Annotated in this window: 7 protein-coding genes, 8 pseudogenes and 3 other annotated features; of the genes and pseudogenes, 9 read left to right on the forward strand and 6 right to left on the reverse strand. The window is 68.5% G+C overall.

Annotated features, from left to right (window positions below; genetic code table 11):
• Positions 1-295 precede the first annotated feature (295 nt).
• The gene (locus CES90_RS48825; RefSeq protein WP_208921811.1) at positions 296-1,534 is read left to right on the forward strand and encodes an IS110 family RNA-guided transposase; all 1,239 of its coding nucleotides are present in this window, start codon (positions 296-298) and stop codon (positions 1,532-1,534) included.
• 417 nt (positions 1,535-1,951) lie between these two features.
• Positions 1,952-2,746: pseudogene (locus tag CES90_RS51140) on the forward strand (polyketide synthase dehydratase domain-containing protein); the annotation flags it as partial.
• 382 nt (positions 2,747-3,128) lie between these two features.
• Here CES90_RS51140 and CES90_RS48830 read toward each other — a convergent pair.
• Complete coding sequence (locus CES90_RS48830) at positions 3,129-4,331, reverse strand: IS110 family RNA-guided transposase (RefSeq protein WP_208921813.1); 1,203 nt, start codon at positions 4,329-4,331, stop codon at positions 3,129-3,131.
• 284 nt (positions 4,332-4,615) lie between these two features.
• On the opposite strand from CES90_RS48830, the pseudogene CES90_RS48835 reads away from it, so the two are divergent.
• Positions 4,616-5,920 (forward strand): annotated as a pseudogene (locus CES90_RS48835) (family 43 glycosylhydrolase); the annotation flags it as partial.
• Position 5,921: 1 nt separating this feature from the next.
• Positions 5,922-6,029: a sequence feature (23S ribosomal RNA rRNA prediction is too short), on the forward strand.
• Positions 6,030-6,160: 131 nt separating this feature from the next.
• Positions 6,161-7,022: a sequence feature (23S ribosomal RNA rRNA prediction is too short), on the forward strand.
• 58 nt (positions 7,023-7,080) lie between these two features.
• Positions 7,081-7,262, forward strand: a sequence feature (23S ribosomal RNA rRNA prediction is too short).
• A gap of 158 nt (positions 7,263-7,420) precedes the next feature.
• Positions 7,421-8,662 (forward strand): annotated as a pseudogene (locus tag CES90_RS48840) (IS3 family transposase).
• Here the strand turns inward: CES90_RS48840 and CES90_RS48845 are convergent.
• Positions 8,623-10,083: a beta-ketoacyl reductase gene (locus CES90_RS48845; protein ID WP_332836446.1), complete on the reverse strand. Its 1,461-nt coding sequence runs from the start codon at positions 10,081-10,083 to the stop codon at positions 8,623-8,625. The pseudogene CES90_RS48840 and the gene CES90_RS48845 overlap by 40 nt on opposite strands.
• On the opposite strand from CES90_RS48845, the pseudogene CES90_RS48850 reads away from it, so the two are divergent.
• Positions 10,025-11,368 (forward strand): annotated as a pseudogene (locus CES90_RS48850) (maltotransferase domain-containing protein); the annotation flags it as partial. The gene CES90_RS48845 and the pseudogene CES90_RS48850 overlap by 59 nt on opposite strands.
• Positions 11,369-11,398: 30 nt before the next feature.
• On the opposite strand, the gene CES90_RS48855 reads toward CES90_RS48850, so the two are convergent.
• A complete protein-coding gene (locus CES90_RS48855) occupies positions 11,399-12,316 on the reverse strand; it encodes an IS3 family transposase (RefSeq protein ID WP_208921817.1) in 918 nt (305 codons plus the stop codon).
• Positions 12,313-12,621 (reverse strand): transposase, encoded by a 309-nt coding sequence (locus tag CES90_RS48860; RefSeq protein WP_179436216.1) that lies wholly within the window; start codon positions 12,619-12,621, stop codon positions 12,313-12,315. Before CES90_RS48860 ends, CES90_RS48855 begins: the two co-directional genes overlap by 4 nt.
• Before the next feature lie 171 nt (positions 12,622-12,792).
• Between CES90_RS48860 and CES90_RS51145 the strand changes: the two are divergent.
• Both CES90_RS51145 and CES90_RS51150 read left to right on the forward strand, forming a co-directional pair.
• A pseudogene (locus CES90_RS51145) lies at positions 12,793-14,031 on the forward strand (cytochrome P450); the annotation flags it as partial.
• Positions 14,010-15,335 (forward strand): annotated as a pseudogene (locus CES90_RS51150) (beta-ketoacyl synthase N-terminal-like domain-containing protein); the annotation flags it as partial. The pseudogenes CES90_RS51145 and CES90_RS51150, both read left to right, overlap by 22 nt.
• 47 nt (positions 15,336-15,382) lie before the next feature.
• Here CES90_RS51150 and CES90_RS52395 read toward each other — a convergent pair.
• Positions 15,383-16,540: pseudogene (locus CES90_RS52395) on the reverse strand (SDR family NAD(P)-dependent oxidoreductase); the annotation flags it as partial.
• The gene (locus CES90_RS48870; protein ID WP_408646670.1) at positions 16,467-17,993 is read right to left on the reverse strand and encodes a flavin monoamine oxidase family protein; all 1,527 of its coding nucleotides are present in this window, start codon (positions 17,991-17,993) and stop codon (positions 16,467-16,469) included. The pseudogene CES90_RS52395 and the gene CES90_RS48870, both read right to left, overlap by 74 nt.
• Between CES90_RS48870 and CES90_RS48875 the strand changes: the two are divergent.
• A pseudogene (locus CES90_RS48875) lies at positions 17,992-19,136 on the forward strand (IS3 family transposase). The gene CES90_RS48870 and the pseudogene CES90_RS48875 sit on opposite strands and share 2 nt — an antisense overlap.
• Positions 19,137-19,311: 175 nt before the next feature.
• A complete protein-coding gene (locus CES90_RS48880) occupies positions 19,312-20,412 on the forward strand; it encodes a polyketide synthase dehydratase domain-containing protein (RefSeq protein WP_208921819.1) in 1,101 nt (366 codons plus the stop codon).
• Positions 20,413-20,434 lie beyond the last annotated feature (22 nt).

A 20,434-nucleotide genomic window follows, 5' to 3' on the forward strand; every position in this document is an offset into this window, starting at 1 on the left:
AAGACCTGGAGCTGGACTCCTCTCCACAGGCAGAGGGCCCCGTCACCGTGTATCTGCCGGAGTACGTCGCACATCTCCACGATGACGTCATGATCGTGACCTGAGCCGTCCGTACGGCCACCTCTCCCTCACCACGCGAGCCGCCGAGCTCCTTCCAGAGACCGGGGACCGTGCGGGGAGCTGGGGCTGCGAACTGCTCATCGGATGTCGGGCCATCGAGCCCTCCTATTAGGTCGCGGCGCGCCCTGCGCAGGCTCACACACCAGGACGAGCACGAAGAGTAGGGAGCCGGAAGTTGACGATCACCTGCGGGATCGACTGGGCGGAAGACCACCACGACGTGGCGCTGGTCGACGAGACGGGAAAGCTGGTCGCCAAGCAGCGCATCAAGGACGACGCGGACGGCTTCCGCCAGCTGCTTGCCCTGCTCGCAGAAGCCGGTGACTGCGCTGAAGCCCCGATACCGGTCGCGGTGGAGACCGCCCGCGGCCTGGTGTTCGCCTGCCTGCGTACCACCGGCCGCAAGGTGTACTCGATCAACCCGATGGCGGTGGCCCGCTACCGCGAGCGGCACCGCAGTGCCCGCGCGAAGTCCGACCACGCCGACGCGATGACGCTGGCCAATATCCTGCGGACCGACGCCGACGTGCACAGACCGCTGCCCGCCGACTCCGAACTGGTCCGGGCGATCGCTGTCCTCGCCCGCGCCCAGCAGGACACGGTGTGGAACCGCGCCCAGCTCAACAACCAGCTGCGCTCGCACCTCAAGCAGTACTACCCGGCGGCCCTCGCGGCGTTCGCCGTCCGCGGCGTCGGGCTGGATTCCCGGGAAGCACGCGCGGTCCTCGCCACGGCACCCGCCCCGGACACGGCCGCCCGCCTGACCCGTGCCCAGCTGCGGGCCGCCCTGCGCAGATCCGGACGACAGCGGAACATCGAGGTCTGGGTGGAACGGCTGCGCACCATTTTCACCGGCGACTACCTGCACCAGCCGCCGCTCGTTGAACGGGCGATGGGGCGCCAAACCCTCGCGCTGGTCGCCCAGTTGGATGCCGCCTGCCGGGCAGCCGACGACCTCGCCGAGGCTGCGGCCGAGGCGTTCGCCGGGCATCCGGACGCCGAAATCCTGGCCAGCTTCCCCGGAATCGGGCCGCTCACCGGCGCACGCGTCCTGGCCGAGATCGGTGACGACCGCACCCGCTTCGCCGACGCCCGCGCCCTGAAGGCGTATGACGGCTCGGCACCGGTCACCATCGCCAGTGGCAAGAGCCACCTCGTGCGCCATCGGCGGGTGAAGAACCAGCGCCTGGCCGCCGCAGGCTACGTATGGATCTTCGGCGCACTACCCTCCCCACAGGTCAAGGCCGAATACGACCGACGCCGGGACCTCGGCGACCGGCACACCGCCGCCATGCGCAACGTCTTCAACCGCTTCCTGGGATGTCTCCACCACTGCCTGCAGACCGGGCAGAAGTTCGATCCCGGCAAGGCGTTCCCCGCCGTGTCCACGGCGCCGGTAACGCTCGCGGCTTGACTTCTTAGCAAGCTCGGATGTCTGTGGATCGCCCCCCACGACCTCACCACCCCCCACTACTGGACCAACCAACTCCGCCACACCGTCCACTTCCACCAAGCCATCCAAACCCTGACCACCCACGGCGTCACCACCACCCTCGAACTCGGCCCCACCCCCACCCTCACCGCCCTGGCCAGCGCCACCATCGACCACGCCCTCCCGCTCCTGCGCAAGAACCAGCCCGAACCGGACTCCGTCCTCACCACCCTCGCCCAACTCCATACCCACGGCACCACACTCAACTGGCACCACCACTTCCCCCACGCCACCACCACCGACCTGCCCACCTACCCCTTCCAACACCAGCGCTACTGGCTGGACAGCACGGCGGCCTCGACAGCGGCGCCCGGTGCGGGACGGTCGACCGGGCATCCGTTGCTCGGTACGGTCGTGCCGGTCGCCGGGGCCGACCGGACCCTGTTCACCAACCGGGTGTCCCTGCGCACCCACTCCTGGCTCGCCGACCATCGGGTGCACGGCGTCTGTGTCGTGCCGTCCGCGGCGCTGGTGGAGCTGGCGGTCCGGGCCGGTGACGAGGTCGGGGCCACGCTGCTCGACGAGTTCACCGTGACCGCTCCGCTGGCCGTGCCGGACGACCGTGCGGTGCAGTTGCAGGTCGCTGTCGGTGCCGCGGACGCCGCAGGCCGTCGTACCGTCACCATGCACAGCCGCGCCGACGACGGTGACGCGCCGTGGACCGAGCACGCACGCGGTCTGCTGAGCGCCACCGCGTCCGGGGTTCCGTTCGACCTCTGCGCCTGGCCGCCCGCCGGGGCGGAGGAGGTCATGCCCGAGGAGGCGGACGCGGTGCTGCACGGCACCGGTGTCTCGTACGGGCCGGTCTTCCGCGCCGTGACCGCCTCCTGGCGGCGGGACGGCGAGTTGTTCGCCGAGATCCGGCTCGAGGAGGAGCAGACAGATGCCGGGTTCTCCCTGCATCCGGCGCTGCTCGACGCGGCGGTGCGGCCGGTGCTGTCCGCGACGTCGGCGGGCGGGGCCGCGTGCTCGGCCGACGAGTGGCGCGGCGTCCGGCTGTTCGCCACCGGTGCCTCGGTGCTGCGCGTACGGATCGCGGTGGGCGAGGACGGCGCCGCCGCGGTGCAGTTGGCCGACGCGGGCGGCGGCCCCGTCGCGGAGGTCCGTTCGGTGAGCGCTCGCCCGGTTCCGGACCGAGCCGTCTCCGCCACCGCGCACCGGCTCCACGACGCCCTGTTCCATATGGACTGGACGCCGCTGCTCCTCCCGGACCCCGTCGACGCCGACGAGGTGCCGTGTGCTGTGCTGGGCGAGGCGTCGGCCGGTGCCGAGCGCTTCGCGACGGTGGAGGAGGCGGGCGCCGCCGCTGCGGCCGGGCGTTCGCCGCGGTTCGTGGTGTACCGCCCGGAGACCGAGCCGGGCCTTTCACCGGCCGTGGCGACGCACCGGCGAACGGAAGAGGTGCTGCGTCTGGTGCGCGGGTGGCTGGCCGACGACCGGCTCGAGAAGACCCCCCTGCTCGTCCTCACCTCCGGAGCCGTCGCCACCACCGAGGGGGGTGCCCCTATGGGTTTCGTCAAGCTGGTGGGGCGGGCTGGGGTTCGTAGAAGGTGCCGTCGCGGAGCATCGCGAAGAGCACGTCGGCTCGTCGTCTCGCGAGGCAGAGGAGGGCTTGGGTGTGGTGCTTTCCCTGGCTGATCTTCTTGTCGTAGTAGGTCCGGGAGACCGGGTCGGCCAGAGCTGCGAACGCGGACAGGAAGAAGGCCCGTTTGAGCTGTTTGTTTCCGCGGCGGGAGGGTTGTTCGCCGCGGATCGAGGAGCCAGAACTGCGGGTTGTGGGGGCGAGGCCGGCGTAGGCGGCGAGGTGGGCGGCGGTCGGGAACGAACTGCCGTCGCCGACGTCGATGAGGATGCGGGCTCCGGTCCTGACGCCGATCCCCGGCATGGACGTCAGGACCTTCGAAAGAGGGTGGTTCTCCAGCAGTTCCTCGATCCGGGTGGCCAGGAGTTTCCGCTGGTCAAGCACTGCTTGGAGCGAGTTGGCGAGGCTGGGGACGATCAGAGCGGCCGCGTCGGTGCCCGGGACGACGACGCTCTGTTCGTCCAGTGCGGTGAAGATGTCTTCGACGAGTCGCTCGGCCATCCGCGGCGCCTTCGGGCGTATCAGCGCAATGAGCCGTCGGCGTCCGGCTTTGCGGATCTGGGCCGGGGAGCCGAACTGGTCGAGGAGTTTGAGCACGGCCGGGTGCTGGACGCGCGGGCCCAGGACGCGTTCCAGTGACGGGTGGATCTGGGTGAGCAGGCCGCGCAGGCGGTTGCTGGTGCGGGTTGCTTCGCCGGCCAGGTCGTCGTCGAAGCCGACGATCATCTCCAGCTCGGCGATGGTCTCGTCCTGGAGGTCGACCGAGCGGAGTGTGTGGGGCATGACGCGGGCCGCGTCGGCGATGACGAACGCGTCGCGGGCATCGGTCTTGGCCTCGCCGGGATAGAGGTCGGCGATCCGTCGCATCGTCAGGCCGGGCAGGTAGGCGACCGGGCAGCCCATGTCCCGGGCCACCGCCAGCGGCAGGGCGCCGATGGAGGCCGGCTGGTCGACCACCACGAGCACGGTCCCGTGCTTGGCCTGCAGTTTGCCGAACACTTCGCGGAGTTTCGGCTCGCTGTTGGGCAGCCGCTTGTCGAAGGCCTTCTTCCCGGCCGGGGTGACGGCGGTGGCGTGGTGTTCGCCCTTGCCGACGTCCAGGCCGAGGAAGGCGCCGATGTCACTGACGTCGATCACGTGCGTCCTTCGGTCGTCCTCGCCCGGCCGTCCCACGGCACCGATCGCCACATCCACATTACGAAGAGCCTCCCGACCTGCGAAGAAGCCGGTGGTCATGCCCCTAATCAGCGGTCTGTCGATGCCTCCGGAGCCGGTGACACCACCCCCCAAGACATGCGATCGACAGGGGGAGAAAGTCATACCAACTCCGAAGGCCGGGCGCCCCATTGCGGGGCCACCAAAAAGGTAATGCGGCGGCGCTCGCCGTGCTCACCACCGTGACGACCCCTGCCCAGGCCGCCGTGCCCGCGTCCCCCGCCGTCACCTTCACCAACCCGATAGCCGAGCAGCGCGCCGACCCGCACATCTTCAAGCACACCGACGGCTTCTACTACTTCACCGCCACGGTCCCCGCGTACGACAGGATCGTGATGCGCCGGGCCACCACCCTCCAGGGCCTCGCCACGGCCCCGGAGACCACGATCTGGACCAAGCACGCCACCGGTGAGATGGGCGCCCACATCTGGGCCCCGGAGATCCACTTCATCGACGGCAAGTGGTACATCTACTTCACGGCCGGCTGGTCCAACGACATCTGGCGGATCCGCCCGTACGTCCTGGAGACCAGCGCCGCCAACCCGATCACCGGCACCTGGACCGAGAAGGGCAGGATCAGCCTGCCCATGGACACCTTCTCGCTGGACGCCACCACCTTCACGCACAACGGCACCCGCTACCTGAGCTGGGCCCAGGAGGACCCGGCGTTCGGCAAGGGCACGCAAATTTACCTGGCGAAGATGGCCAACCCCTGGACCATCGAGGGCACCCCGGCCATGATCTCCAAGCCCCAGTACGCCTGGGAGACCGCCGGCGCCCGCGTCAACGAGGGCCCGGCCGTCATCCAGAAGAACGGCAAGGTCTTCATGACCTTCTCGGCCAGCGCCACCAACGCCAACTACTGCCTCGGCCTGCTGACCGCCGACGCCACCGCCGACCTGATGAACCCGGCCTCCTGGAGCAAGACCCCCACGCCGGTCCTCAAGAGCAACGACAAGACCAGCCAGTACGGCCCCGGCCACAACACCTTCACGGTCTCCGAGGACGGCAAGTCGGACATCCTCGTCTACCACGCCCGCAACTACCGGGACATCGTCGGCGACCCGCTCAAGGACCCCAACCGCCGCACCCGCTACCAGAAGATCTACTGGAACGCCGACGGCACACCCAACTTCGGCATCCCCGTCGCCGACGGTGTCACCCCCGTCCGCTTCTCCTCGTACAACTTCCCGGACAAGTACATCCGGCACTGGGAGTTCCGGGCCAAGACCGAGTCCAACGTCACCGAACTCGCCGACTCGCAGTTCCGCGTCGTCCCCGGCCTGGCCGGCAACGGCACCGTCTCCCTGGAATCGGCCAACTTCCCCGGCTACTACCTGCGCCACAAGTTCAACGAGGTGTGGGTGGAGAAGGACGACGGCACCACCCTGTTCGACAATGACGCCTCGTTCCACGAGCGGGCCGGTCTCGCCGACCCCGCGGCCGTGTCGTACGAGTCGTACAACTTCCCCGGCCGGTACATCCGGCACTACAACCACCTGCTCTACACCCAGCCGGTGACCACCACCGTCGGCCTGGCTTAGAAGCAGCCACCCTTGAAAGAGTGCGTAATAGCTCACTGGTCTAGTGATTCCGCGCCGACAATGTAGCGGGGCTCAAGCGTACCGCCGAAGTCGTGTCATTGCGATATGTACCCCTAACGGGGATCGTGATGGGTAGGGGAGCGTCGTCTGCCGGGTGAAGCAGCACCGGAAGGTAGTTGTGGACGGTTGACGAGTGAGAATGCAGGCATGAGTAGCGATACAAACGTGAGAAACGTTTGCGCCGATTGACCAAGGGTTCCTGGGTCAAGCTGATCTGCCCAGGGTAAGTCGGGACCTAAGGCGAGGCCGACAGGCGTAGTCGATGGATAACCGGTTGATATTCCGGTACCCGCTGTGAAGCGTCAAACATTGAATCCAGTGATGCTAAGGCCGTGAAGCCGCCCCGGATCCTTCGGGTGAAGGGGAGTGGTGGAGCCGCTGATCCGAGCTGGTAGTAGGTGAGTGATGGGGTGACGCAGGAAGGTAGTCCATCCCGGGCGGTGGTTGTCCCGGGGTAAGGGTGTAGGACGGTGTGTAGGCAAATCCGCGCACTATATGTCTGAGACCTGATGCCGAGCCGATTGTGGTGAAGTGGATGATCCTATGCTGTCGAGAAAAGCCTCTAGCGAGTTTCATGGCGGCCCGTACCCTAAACCGACTCAGGTGGTCTGGTAGAGAATACCGAGGCGTTCGGGTGAACTATGGTTAAGGAACTCGGCAAAATGCCCCCGTAACTTCGGGAGAAGGGGGGCCACACCTGGTGATGAGCTTTGCGCTCTGAGCTGGGGGTGGCCGCAGAGACCAGCGAGAAGCGACTGTTTACTAAAAACACAGGTCCGTGCGAAGCCGTAAGGCGATGTATACGGACTGACGCCTGCCCGGTGCTGGAACGTTAAGGGGACCGGTTAGCTCCATTTCGGTGGGGCGAAGCTGAGAACTTAAGCGCCAGTAAACGGCGGTGGTAACTATAACCATCCTAAGGTAGCGAAATTCCTTGTCGGGTAAGTTCCGACCTGCACGAATGGCGTAACGACTTCTCGACTGTCTCAACCATAGGCCCGGTGAAATTGCACTACGAGTAAAGATGCTCGTTTCGCGCAGCAGGACGGAAAGACCCCGGGACCTTTACTACAGTTTGATATTGGTGTTCGGTTCGGCTTGTGTAGGATAGCTGGGAGACTGTGAAGCTCGGACGCCAGTTCGGGTGGAGTCGTCGTTGAAATACCAGTCTGGTCGTGCTGGATGTCTAACCCGGGTCCGTGATCCGGATCGGGGACAGTGTCTGATGGGTAGTTTAACTGGGGCGGTTGCCTCCCAAAGGGTAACGGAGGCGCCCAAAGGTTCCCTCAGCCTGGTTGGCAATGCGGGGCATCACGGCCTCCGGAAGCTGCTGGATCGTCAATTGTCCAGCAATCCGACTCCATCAGACCCAGGGCAGACCACTCGATTCCCTGAGAGGATCGAGTCATGGCGCGTCCGTCCCCCTATCCGTCCGAGCTTCGTGAGCGTGCGGTGCGCATGGTCGCGGAGATCCGTCCCAACTACCCGACCGAGTGGGCCGCGATGAAGGCAATTGCGGCGAAGTTGGGCATCGGTGCCGCAGAGACGGTGCGGACGTGGGTCCGCAAGGCCGAGGTCGACGCCGGCCGGCGGCCCGGCACCACGTCAGACGAGGCCGCGGAGATCAAGCGGCTCAAGGCCGAGAACGCCGAGCTGCGGGCGAACGAGATCTTGAAGGCGGCGTCGGCTTTCTTCGCGGCCGAGCTCGACCGGCCGTCGAAGCGCTCGTAGCGTTCATCGACGCTCACCGCGAGGTGTTCGGAGTCGAGCCGATCTGTCGAGTCCTGACCAGCCACGGACTCAAGATCGCGACGAGCACCTACTACGCGGCGAAGAACCGCGCTCCCAGGACCCGGACAGTCCGCGACGCGGAGCTGAGGAGGCAGATCAGCCGTGTCCACACGGACAACTTCGGCGTCTACGGGGTCGCGGAAGGTCTGGCGGCAGCTGCATCGTGAAGGCATACCGGTGGCCCGCTGCACGGTCGCCCGGCTGATGCAAGGCCTCGGTCTCCAGGGCGCCCGACGAGGGAGGAAGATCCGCACCACCATCCGGGACGACGGCCACGAGCGGGCCGCTGACCTGCTCAGGCGCGACTTCACCGCGTCTCGCCCGAATCAGCGGTGGGTCGCCGACTTCACGTATGTCGCCACCTGGTCCGGGGTCGTCTACGTCGCGTTCGTCGTGGATGTGTTCTCCCGGGCGATCGTCGGCTGGTCCGCCTCCACCAGCAAGCGGGCCAAGCTCGTCCTCGACGCCGTGGACATGGCCTTGTGGCGCCGTGACCGAGCCGGAACTCCCGCTGGTCCGGGGCTGGTTCATCATTCGGATGCGGGCAGTCAATACACGTCTTTCGCGTTCACCGCGCACCTCCTCGAGGCCGGCATCGACGCCTCGATCGGTACGGTCGGAGACGCTCTGGACAACGCCCTCATGGAATCCCAGATCGGCCTCTACAAAACCGAGTTGATAAAGCCCCGCAGGCCCTGGCATGGCCTGGCCGACGTCGAACTCGCCACAGCGGAATGGGCCGACTGGTTCAACTACCAGCGTCTCCACACCGCGATCGGGCACATCCCGCCCCACGAGCACGAGATCAACTACTACGCTCAACACCAGCCCCAACCGGCGGCGGGAGTCAGCGTATAGAGTGGTCTGCCCTGGGCGTGTGCTTCGGGGAGGTCGGTGAGCAGCGCGCTGGGGCGGCTGCTGGTGTACGCGGGCGTGAACCGTGCCCAGTCGACATCCGCGACCACGGCGACCGCGTCGCCGCCCGGCACCACCACCCGGCCCAGCGCGTTGAGGGCCCGCTCCGGCGCCAACGGCTCCAGACCACGCCGCCGCAACGCCTCGACCGAGTCCGCACCGGCCGCCATACCACTCTCGGCCCAAGGACCCCACGCGACCGATGTGCCAGAGAGCCCGCGCGCCCGACGCGCCTCGACGAGCCCGTCGAGAAAAGCGTTCGCCGCCGCGTAACCCGCCTGGCCACCACTGCCCCACACGGCAGCAATGGAGGAGAACACCACGAACGCGTCCAGCGGACGGTCACCCAACACTGCATCCAGGTTCGCCGCGCCCGCCACCTTCCCGGACCACACAGCCGCCAGGCTCTCGGCGGACACCTCATCGAAGGGCAGGTTCACCACCGTGCCCGCCGCATGCACCACAGCGTCCACCGGATGCTCCGCCAGCAACACGGCCACCGCCGCGCGGTCCGTCACATCACACGCGACCACAGTGACCCGCGCACCCAACTCGACCAGCTCATCGCGCAGTTCCGCCACACCCGGCGCATCCGGACCCTGACGGCTCACCAGTACGAGATGGGAAGCACCCGCTCCGGCAGCCCACCGAGCCACCTGACCACCCAAAGCACCCGTACCACCCGTCACCAACACCGTCCCCCGCGGACACCAGCCGACACCCCCCTCGGCACCAGGAACCGTACGGTCCACAGCCGCCCGGACAAGTCGCCGCCCGAACACACCCGACGCCCGCACCGCGACCTGATCCTCACCACCAACACCCGCCAACACCGCAGCCAACCGCCCGAACACACGACGACCGACCTCTACAGGCAGGTCAACAAGACCACCCCACCGGCCCGGGAACTCCAGCGCCGCCACACGGCCCAAGCCCCACACCGCACCCTGCACCGGATCAACGGGCCCATCCGAACGACCCACCGACACAGCACCCCGCGTCAGCACCCACAACGGAGCCGACACACCCACATCACCAAGGGCCTGCACCAACTCCACGCCCCCGGACACCGCATACGGCACCCCGCCACCAGCCGCGCCATCGCACAGGGCAAGCAGCGACACCACACCCACGACCGACGCCATACCCTCACAACGCGCGGCCAGTTCGGCACGCTCAAGGCCGGGCTCACACACCACCCGCTCCACCTCGGCACCACACGCCACCAGACCACCGACGACCGACTCGACCCACTCATCACCACCCGCACCGCCAGCCGGCTCAACCACCAGCCAACGCCCGGACTGGGGCGACCCGGTGGCCACCTGGCGGCACCACGCCCAGATCAAGATCCCGGCCGGCATCGACACCGAGCTGGTCCTGGAGGAGGGCGCCGACTTGTACGCGCGCGCCGCCGCGGGAGTGCCCGAGGGTGCTTCGCGGGGTGCCCTGTTGGCGGCTGCGGAGCGGCTGCGGGACGATGCTCTGCCGGTGGCGGCGCGTCTGGCGGGGGCGTTGACGCCGGAGGTGGATGAGGTGCTGGCCCGCCATCCGTTGCGGGAGTTGGTCACGTCCAGCGATCCGCTGCCGTTGCTGGTGGAGCGTGAGCGGGCGCTGTTCGGTTCCTGGTATGAGTTCTTCCCGCGTTCCGAGGGCACCCCCGAGCAGCCCCACGGGACCTTCCGCACCGCCGCCCGCCGTCTGCCCGCGATCGCCGGGATGGGCTTCGACGTGGTCTATCTGCCGCCCATCCATCCGATCGGGACCACCTTCCGCAAGGGCCGTAACAACACCCTCTCGCCCACCCCCGACGATGTCGGTGTGCCCTGGGCGATCGGTTCTGCCGAGGGCGGCCACGACGCCGTCCACCCCGATCTGGGCACCATCGAGGACTTCGACCATTTCGTGGCCGAGGCACGGGCGGTGGGGCTGGAGGTGGCGCTGGACTTCGCGTTGCAGTGCTCCCCGGACCACCCCTGGGTGCACAAGCACCCGGAGTGGTTCCACCACCGCCCGGACGGCACGATCGCGTACGCGGAGAACCCGCCGAAGAAGTACCAGGACATCTATCCCATCGCCTTCGACGCGGACATGCCCGGCCTGATCGCCGAGACCACCCGTGTGCTCAGGTACTGGATGGAGCACGGGGTGCGGATCTTCCGGGTCGACAACCCGCACACCAAACCGGTGGTGTTCTGGGAACAGGTGATCGCGGACATCAACCGCACCGACCCGGACGTGATCTTCCTGGCCGAGGCCTTCACCCGCCCGGCGATGATGCACACCCTGGCCGCGGCCGGGTTCCAGCAGTCCTACACCTACTTCACCTGGCGCAACACCAAGGCCGAACTCACCGAGTACGCCACCGAGCTGGCCGGTGAGGCGGCGGCGTACATGCGGCCGAACTTCTTCGTCAACACCCCCGACATCCTGCACGCCTTCCTCCAGCACGGCGGCCGCCCCGCCTTCGAACTCCGCGCGGTCCTGGCCGCGACCCTCTCGCCGACCTGGGGCGTGTACTCCGGCTACGAGTTGTGCGAGAACACCCCGCTCAAGCCGGGCAGCGAGGAGTACCTCGACTCGGAGAAGTACCAACTCCGCCCCCGCGACTGGGACGCGGCCGAACGCGACGGCCGAACGATCGCCCCTGAGGTTCCCCCGGTGTGCGGGAGGCGCTGATCAGCTGGTCAGGGCGGGTTGACGGGGTTTCAGGTTCGTTCGTTCGGCCGTTGCCTGGTCGGCGTAGTGCTTCTCCTCGAACTCGATCGGACTGAGGTAGCCGAGCCGTTTCTGGATGCGCCGGGTGTTATAGAAGCCGTCGATGTACTCGAACAGCGCGAGGTTCGCCTCGGCCCGGGTGGCGAAGACGCGGCCGCGGATGCACTCCGTCTTGGTGATCATCCACAGGTTCTCCGCGAGGGCGTTGTCGTACGAGTCTCCGACCGAGCCCATGGATGCCTGAACTCCCGCTCGCAGCAGGCGAGTTGTGAGCTTGATCGACGTATATTGACAGCCGTGATCCGCGTGATGAATGAGCTGTCCGGGCTCGACCTCGCGGGAGGCGAGGGCGTACTCGAGCGTGGACAGCACCAGGTCGGCGTCCGCACGGGCGGAGGTCTCCCAGGCCACCACCCGGCGGGAGAACGCGTCCCGGATCGCCGAGAGCCACAGCGGGCCCTCGCCGGTCGCGATCATCGTCAGGTCGGTGACCCACAGCCGGTTCGGCGCACTCGCGGTGAAGTCGCGCTGGACCATGTCCGGGGCCAGGGTGGCCTTGGGGTCCCGGCGTGTGAAGCCCTTCCGGCGCGGGCTGATCCCCTCGATCGCGGCCTCCCGCATCAGTCGCTCGACCCGCTTGCGGCCCACGTGGACGCCCTCGCGCTTGAGCACGGCATGCACGCGCGGCGAGCCGTAGACACCACCCGAGTCGGCGTGGATCTCCTTGATCTGCTCGGTGAGTTCCGCGTCCCGGCGCACGCGTTCGCACGGCTCACGCTCGGCACGGCGCCACCGGTAGTAGGTGGAGGAGGGGACGGACAGTTCCCGCAGTACGGGCTCGACCCCCAGGTGCGGGTGCTCGTCGAGGAGCGCCGTCACCTGGGCCGGGTCGGGTCGAGCTGGGCCGCGAAAAAAGCCGAGGCCGTCCGAAGGACCTCATTCGCCCGCTTGAGCTGGACGTTCTCCTTGCGCAGCGCCGCGAGCTCGGCGCGTTCGTCGGTGGTCAGCCGGTCGTCGCGCTCGCCGGCGTCGGCCTCGGCCTGCCGGATCCAGCCGCGCAGGGCCTCGGGGTGCACGCCGAGATCGACGGCCAGCTTCTTGATCTGCGGCTTTGGATCGGAGGTGCGGTACATCCGCACCGCTCGCTCACGCAACTCCAACGAGTACTTTCTGGGCGCAGCCATGGTCATAGGTCCTCTCATGAGTCCCATCTGACCCTCTGTCACCATCCTCCGCATCTCGGGGGAACCTCATCGACTGTGTCACTCGTCACAATCGAGCGACATTGTCGAGTGACAATGTCGTGTGTATGGTTCTGGCCAGCGACAGCCTGCGCCGGAACGAAAGGCAAGCTCATGACTCACGAGGCCCTGCGTGGAACCGAACCGATTCCCCAGCGTCCCGCCCTGCCCCTGGTCGGCCACGCGTTCGACATCCCCAGTGGCGCCGACGGCCTGCTCTACGTGATGAAGGAGGCCAAGGAGCTGGGGCCGCTGTTCAAGCTCCGCGTCTTCGGCAATGAGATCAACTTCGCCTCCGGCCTCGACCTGGTCACCGAGCTGGCGGACGAGAGCCGGTTCCGCAAGAACGTGCACCCCGATCTCGTGATCCTCCGGGGCATCGGCGGGGACGGGCTGTTCACCGCGTACAACGACGAGCCCAACTGGCGCAAGGCGCACGACGTGCTGATGCCGGCGTTCTCCCTGGGCGCGATGCGCGGTTACCACGCGACGATGCTTCAGGTCGCCCGTGAGCTGATCGGGAAGTGGGACCAGGCTGCCGGTGCGGAGGCTGTGAACGTCGCCGATGACATGACACGGCTGACCCTCGACACGATCGGCCTGTGCGGCTTCGGCTACGACTTCGAGTCCTTCAGCCGCGACGAGCCGCACCCCTTCATCACCGCCCTGTCACGGGCGCTCGGCTTCGCCCAGGACAAGGGGGAGTCCATTCCCGGCGCGGAGTTGTTCAAGTGGAAGGAGGCGGAGCAGTTCCGCGAGGACGTGGCCTTGATGGAGGGCCTGGTCGACGACGTGATCCGGCAGCGCCGGGCGTCCGGCGACACCAGCACCGACGACCTGCTCGGGCGGATGCTGCACACCCGTGACGCGGTGACGGGCGAGCCCCTGGACGACATCAACATCCGCTACCAGGCGATCACGTTCCTCATCGCCGGCCACGAGACCACCAGTGGCGCCCTGTCCTTCGCCCTTTACTACCTGACCAAGCACCCCGAGGTCCTCGCCCGCGCCCAGGCCGAGGTCGACGCACTGTGGGGGGACTCGGACGCCCCCGAGCCCGACTACGGGGACATCGGCAAGCTGACGTACATCCGCCAGGTACTCAACGAGAGCCTGCGGCTGTGGCCGACGGCGCCCGCCTTCGCGGTGGAGCCGCTGGAGGACACGGTCATCGGCGGCAAGTACGCCGTGCGCAAGGGCGAGTCGATCCAGATCCTCATCCCGCAGCTGCACCGCGACCCCGCCTGGGGCGAGAACGTCGAGCTGTTCGACCCCGACCGGTTCCTGCCCGAGCGCGAGGAGGAGCGCCCGGTCCACCTGTTCAAGCCGTTCAGAACGAGGCACGCAGTGTGCTGACCGGACTGGTGCGCTCTAACGCCGCGACCGTCCTGGGCCACACCACCCCCGACGCCGTCCGCCCCGACCAGGCGTTCAACGAGCTCGGCTTCGATTCGCTGGCGGCGGTGGACCTCCGCAACCGGCTCAACACCGTCACCGGACTCCGTCTCCCGCCCACCCTCGTCTTCGACTACCCCACCCCCAACGCCCTTGCCGTATACCTGCATTCCGAACTGATAGGTGTGGCCCCGGCGCCGAAGCCCCGGGTTGCCCTCGCCGCGTCGACCGACGAACCGGTGGCGATCGTCGGGATGGCCTGCCGGTTCCCGGGCGGCGTCGGTTCCCCGGAGGAGCTGTGGAACCTGATGGCTGCGGGCGGTGACGCGGTCTCAGGTTTCCCGGTCGACCGTGGCTGGGACCTGGACGGGCTGTACGACCCGGATCCGGAGCGCAGCGGTACGACGTACACCCGGCAGGGCGGGTTTCTCGCCGATGCCGGCGGATTCGATGCGGGCTTCTTCGGTATCTCGCCGCGCGAGGCGCTCGCCATGGACCCGCAGCAGCGGCTGCTGCTGGAGACCTGCTGGGAGGCGCTGGAGAGCGCGGGGATCGATCCGGCCTCGCTGCGCGGCAGCCAGACCGGCGTCTTCGCCGGAGCCTGGAACCAGGGCTACGACGCTGTCTGGCAGTCGCCGGAACTGGAGGGCTACGCCCTGACGGGCAGCGTCACTTCGATCATCTCCGGCCGGGTGGCCTACACCCTGGGCCTGGAGGGGCCGGCGGTGACGGTGGACACGGCGTGCTCGTCCTCGCTGGTCGCCCTGCACCTCGCGATCCAGGCGGTACGAGCCGGGGAATGTGACCTTGCCCTGGCCGGTGGGGTCACGGTGATGGCTACGCCTGCCGGGTTCACCGGCTTCTCCAGGCAGCGCGGACTGTCGGTCGACGGCCGCTGCAAGGCGTTCTCCACCGAATCCGACGGATTCGGACTGGCGGAGGGCGTGGGCGTACTGCTGGTGGAGCCGCTGTCCCTGGCGCGGGAGCGAGGCCACCAGGTCCTGGCAGTGGTGCGGGGCAGTGCGGTCAACCAGGACGGCGCGAGCAACGGGCTCACGGCTCCGAACGGTCCGTCGCAGCAGCGGGTGATCCGTCAGGCGCTCGTCTCGGCGGGGCTGACGGCGGCCGAGGTGGACGCGGTCGAGGCACATGGCACCGGCACCCCACTCGGGGATCCGATCGAGGCGCAGGCGTTGCTGGCGACGTACGGCAAGGAGCGGCCCGCGGACCGGCCGTTGTGGCTGGGTTCCACACCGTCATCCAGCACCCCCGCCGCATGCACCACACCACACAACGGAAACTCCGCCGGAACCCCCGCCAACACCCCCGCCAATGCCGCACGATCCGACACATCACACGCCACCGCACTCGCCGCGCAACCCAACTCCGCCAGCTCAGCGAGAAGTTCAGCCGCCCCCGGAGCCTCCACACCCCGCCGGCTCACCAGCAGCAGACGCCCCACACCCTCACCCGCAAGCCAACGCGCCACCTCAGCACCCAGCCCACCGGTACCACCCGTCACCAGCACCGTGCCACCAGCGCGCCACGCACCAGAAGACGCCGCCTTGGCCTGTACCGGAGCAGGCACCATCCGCCGCACGAACACACCAGCAGCACGCACCGCCACCTGGTCCTCCGCCGGGAACCCACCCGCAAGGACAGCGACAAGCCGCTCCACCGCAGCCGCATCCACCACGTCCGGCAGGTCCAGCAGCCCACCCCAGCGCCCCGGCTGCTCCAGACCGACAACCCGCCCCAAACCCCACACACCAGCCTGAGCCACCGAAACGACCTGCTCAACACCCCCAACCGACACCGCACCCCGCGTCACACACCACAACGGAGCACCAACCCCGGCATCACCCAAAGCCTGCACAAGGACGAGAGCATCGGTCACCGGCGCCGCAACAGCCGCCTCCTCCTCACCGTCCCCCAACGCCAGCAGGGAGACCGCCCCGACCACCTCCTCGGCCACCTCGCGCAGTCGCCCAGCCAGGGTGTTCCGGTCGGCGTCGGCACCCACCTCGACCGGCACAACCTCCGCGCCGGCCGCACTCAGGGCCGCCAACACCTCACAGATAACATTCCGCTCACCGCCACCCGACGGGACCACAACCAGCCACCGGCCCGACAAACCCAGACCCGCACCCGACCCGGCCCCCACCGGACGCCACACCGCCCGATAACGCCAGCCCTCCACCTCAGACCGCTCACGCTGCCCTCGGCGCCACGACGCCAAAGCCGGCACCATTTCACCCAATGAGGCATCACCCGACACCTCCAAAACCCGCGACAACTCCTCCGCATCACCCCGCTCAACCACATCCCAAAAACCGGCATCCAGCACGCCGTCCCCGGAGCCGTGCCGCGCCGAACTCGGCAGCCAGTAACGCTCACGCTGGAAGGCGTACGTCGGAAGGGGAACCTGGCGAGGCGATACGCCGGGCAGTGTCTTCGTCCAGTCCACCGGGGTTCCCTGGACGAACAGTTCGGCCAGCGCACGCAGCGCGGTCACGGTCTGGTCCTGCTCGCGTCGCTGCAACGGCACCACGACACCGGAGGAGTTCGGTGGCGGTGTGGCGGCCGGAGCGGACCGCGCCGTCCATGTAGCCGTTCCAGTAGGGGGAGAACTCGGCGCCCGCCCAGTGCACGCGGTGGTGGGGGCGGTCCCTCCACTGGCCGAAGTCGGTGAGCACGCCGGGGGCGGCGACGGAGGTGGGGCCGCCCTGGGTCCACTGCTCGGCGGTCCAGTCCTGCTCGACGTATTCGACGGTGTCGAAGGCACGGTCCCCGACGACCTGGGCGAAGCAGCGCAGCACCGCGCCGCGGCGCTCGGCGGCCGGGCGGTGGGCCCACTTGCGCCATTCCCGGCCGCCGAGGAAGCCCATCAGGACGCCCGGCCCGCCGTCGGGCGGGGTGTTGTCGAACATCTCGCGGATGGGCGAGCCGCCGCGCAGCAGGCCCATCCCGGACAGCCCGTCCTGGCGCCAGAACGGCTTGTCGTAGACGGCGACACACTTCATGAGGGTGCCGAACGGCAGCCGCTGGAAAAGCTGGTCCTGCTGGGCGGGCAGCAGCGGGTCCCACACGATCCGCGAGGCCACCAGCGGCGGCACGGCGACGATCACCCGCTCGGCCCGCCAGTCACCGGCGTCGGAGACCACGGTGACACCAGTGGCATCCTGGCTGATGCGCCGCACCGGCGCCGACAGGTGGACACGGCCGTCGAGTTCCTCGGCGAGACGCTGGGCGACCAGCTGTGAACCGCCGACGAACCGGCTGTCCTGGGCGCCACCGGTCGTTCCGGTGCCGCGCTCCATGGTGCCGGGGTGGGTCTCGTTGCCGAACGTCGAGACGTACCAGAGGCTGAACAGGGCGGACGCGTCGCGGGCCTCGCCGCCGTAGGCGGAGTTCAGGAAAAGGCTGATCATGTCGACGGCGTCACCGGTGATCTCGGCCTTGCGCAGCCAGGTCTCATAGGTCATGGCGTCCAGCTCACGGGCGTTCGCCGCCTTCCACGGTGCGGCCGGGTCCACCTTGGCCGCGGCCTGGCCGACCCGGGCCAGCGCAATACCCATGTCCGGCAGCGCGAGCAGGTCCGGCGGGGTGTGCCCCGTGAACCGCTTGGCCTTGCCGTCGTTGACGTAGACGGCCTCGCCGGGAATGGCAGCCTGGTAGGTCTCCACGCCGACCTCCTTGGCCAGCGCCAGGATGTGGTCCTGGGTCGGACCCACATACTGCCCGCCGATCTCGGTCACCTGACCGTCGCCGAGGTCGTGGTTGAGCAGCCGGCCGCCCACCCGGTCACGGGCCTCCAGCACGGCCACCGACTTGCCCGCCGCGACGAGTGGTCTGCCCTGGGTCTGATGGAGTCGGATTGCTGGACAATTGACGATCCAGCAGCTTCCGGAGGCCGTGATGCCCCGCAGATATCCGCCCGAATTCCGCCGCAAGGTTCTCGATCTCGTCGCATCCGGAAGGAAGGTCGCTGAGGTCGCCCGGCTCCTGGGCATCAGCGACCAGACGATCTATGTCTGGCGTCGCCAGTACCTCATCGATACGGGGCAGTTGCCCGGCACGAACAGCAGCGACCTGTCCGAGCTCGCTGCGGCCCGCAAGCGTATCGCCGAGCTGGAGGCTGAGGTGGCCATCCACCGGCGGGCTGCCGAACTGCTGGGTGAGGTGACGTCCCCAAAAGACGGTTCGAAGCCATCCGCGTGATGGCCCGTGAGCACCTTCCGGTGCAGCTGGCCTGCCGGGTGCTGCATGTCGCCGAGTCCGGGTACTACGCCTGGCGGGACCGTCCGCCGTCGAACCGGCTGGTCAAGCACGCGTGGCTGACCGAGGCCATCGTGGGCATCCACACCGCCTCCCGCGGTACCTACGGCTCCCGCCGGGTGCACGCCGAGCTCCGTCTGGGCCTGAGCATCCATGTCAGCCACGGCACCGTGGAACTGCTGATGCAGCGCGCCGGCCTGCACGGCCTGCCCGGCAACCGGCGCCACCGCGCCAAGCACGTGACCCCGTCCGTCACCGACCTGGTGGAGCGCAACTTCACCCGTCACGCCCGCGACCAGTTATGGGTCACGGACATCACCGAGCACCCCACTCTGGAAGGAAGGGTGTACTGCGCGGTCGTCCTGGACACGTTCTCCCGACGCGTGGTGGGCTGGTCGATCGACGCCTCGCCCACTGCGGCCCTGACCACCAACGCCCTGGCCATGGCCATCGGCAACCGCTCCCCGCGGCCGGGTGGCACCATCATCCATTCCGACCACGGAGTGCAGTTCGGGTCCTGGGCGTTCACCCAGCGCGCGAGGGCCTCCGGCCTGCTGCCCTCGATGGGCTCCATCGGGGACTGCGTGGACAACGCGATGATGGAGTCCTTCTGGGCCCGGGTCCAGGTTGAACTGCTCAACCGCAGACGGTGGCGAACGCGTCTGGAGCTGTCCACCGCACTCTTTGAGTACCTGGAAATCTTCCACAACCGACAGCGCAGGCATTCCGCGCTGGGCATGCTCAGTCCGGTGGAGTACGAACTCCGCACCCCGCCGGTAGCCTGAAACCAGGCAACTCGACTCCACGCAACTCGGGACAGTCCGGAGCCTCCACGACCCCGCATCCCTCTACCCGAACGCCACCACCACCACCGACCTGCCCACCTACCCCTTCCAACACCAGCGCTACTGGCTCGAGGCCCTCCCGGCGGATGCTCACGGGGATGACAGCGGCCATCCGTTGCTGGGGACGGCCGTAGCTCTGGCCGGTACCGACGAGGTGCTGTTCTCGGGCCGGGTGTCCCTGCGTACCCATGCCTGGCTTGCCGACCACCGGGTCCTGGGCGTGCCGGTGCTGCCCGCGGCGGCCGTCGTGGAGGCGGTGGTCCAGGCCGGGGATCTCGTCGGCGCACGCGCGGTGGCGCAGCTCGATGTGACGGGTCCGCTGGTCCTGCCCGAGGAGGGCGAGGTCCTGCTCCAGCTGCGGGTCGGCGCGCCCGACGAGTCCGGGCGTCGTCCGCTGGCCCTGTACGCCCGGTCGGACGAGCCCCAAGCCTCGTGGGCCCCGCACGCCGAGGGCCTGTACGACGCCGAAGACGGTCCGTCGGACGTTCGGGCCGACGAGGGCGCGGCGGCCGAGCACACCGCCGAGGTCCGGCTCCCCGACGGGCTCCTCGGGGAGGCAGCCGGGTACGGGCTGCATCCCGCGCTGCTCGATGCGGCGGTGTCCGGCCTGCCCGGCGCCGTGGGCACGGACACCGTTCCGGTCGCCGCCCAATGGCGTGGGGTGCGGCTCCATGCCACGGGGGCCACCGTCGTCCGGGTGCGGGCCACGCGGACCGGGGAGCGGTCCTTCCGGCTCGACCTCGCCGATGCCGTCGGCGACGCGGTGGCATCAGTCGCCTCGGTCACCTTCGAGGAGGTGCCGGGCGAGCGGTTCGCAGCGGTTCCCGGTGGAATCCCGCGCGACGCGCTGTTCCGCCTGGACTGGTTGCCGGCCGACCTCCGTGAGCCGGACGAGCCGTCCACCTGGACGGTGCTGGACGCTCCGGAGGACATCGCCACGGCCGCCGAGGCCGCCGTCGGCGCCGGTGCCGACGCCGCGCTGCTGTCCTGGCCCGCCGCCGGGGACGACACGGTCACCGCCACGCACTCCGCGACCCGGCGGGCCCTGGACCTGGTGCGCGGGTGGCTGGCCGACGACCGGCTCGAGAAGACCCCCCTGCTCGTCCTCACCTCCGGAGCCGTCGCCACCACCGAGCCCGCTCTACTTCATGTGCATCCACATCCCCCGAGTGCCCTCAGACAGGACCGATACGCACACCTAACGGAGCCCTACTAGATGAATGAGTCCGATGTTTGTG

The organism is Streptomyces capitiformicae (genome assembly GCF_002214185.1).
In the GTDB taxonomy this organism is placed as follows: domain Bacteria; phylum Actinomycetota; class Actinomycetes; order Streptomycetales; family Streptomycetaceae; genus Streptomyces; species Streptomyces capitiformicae.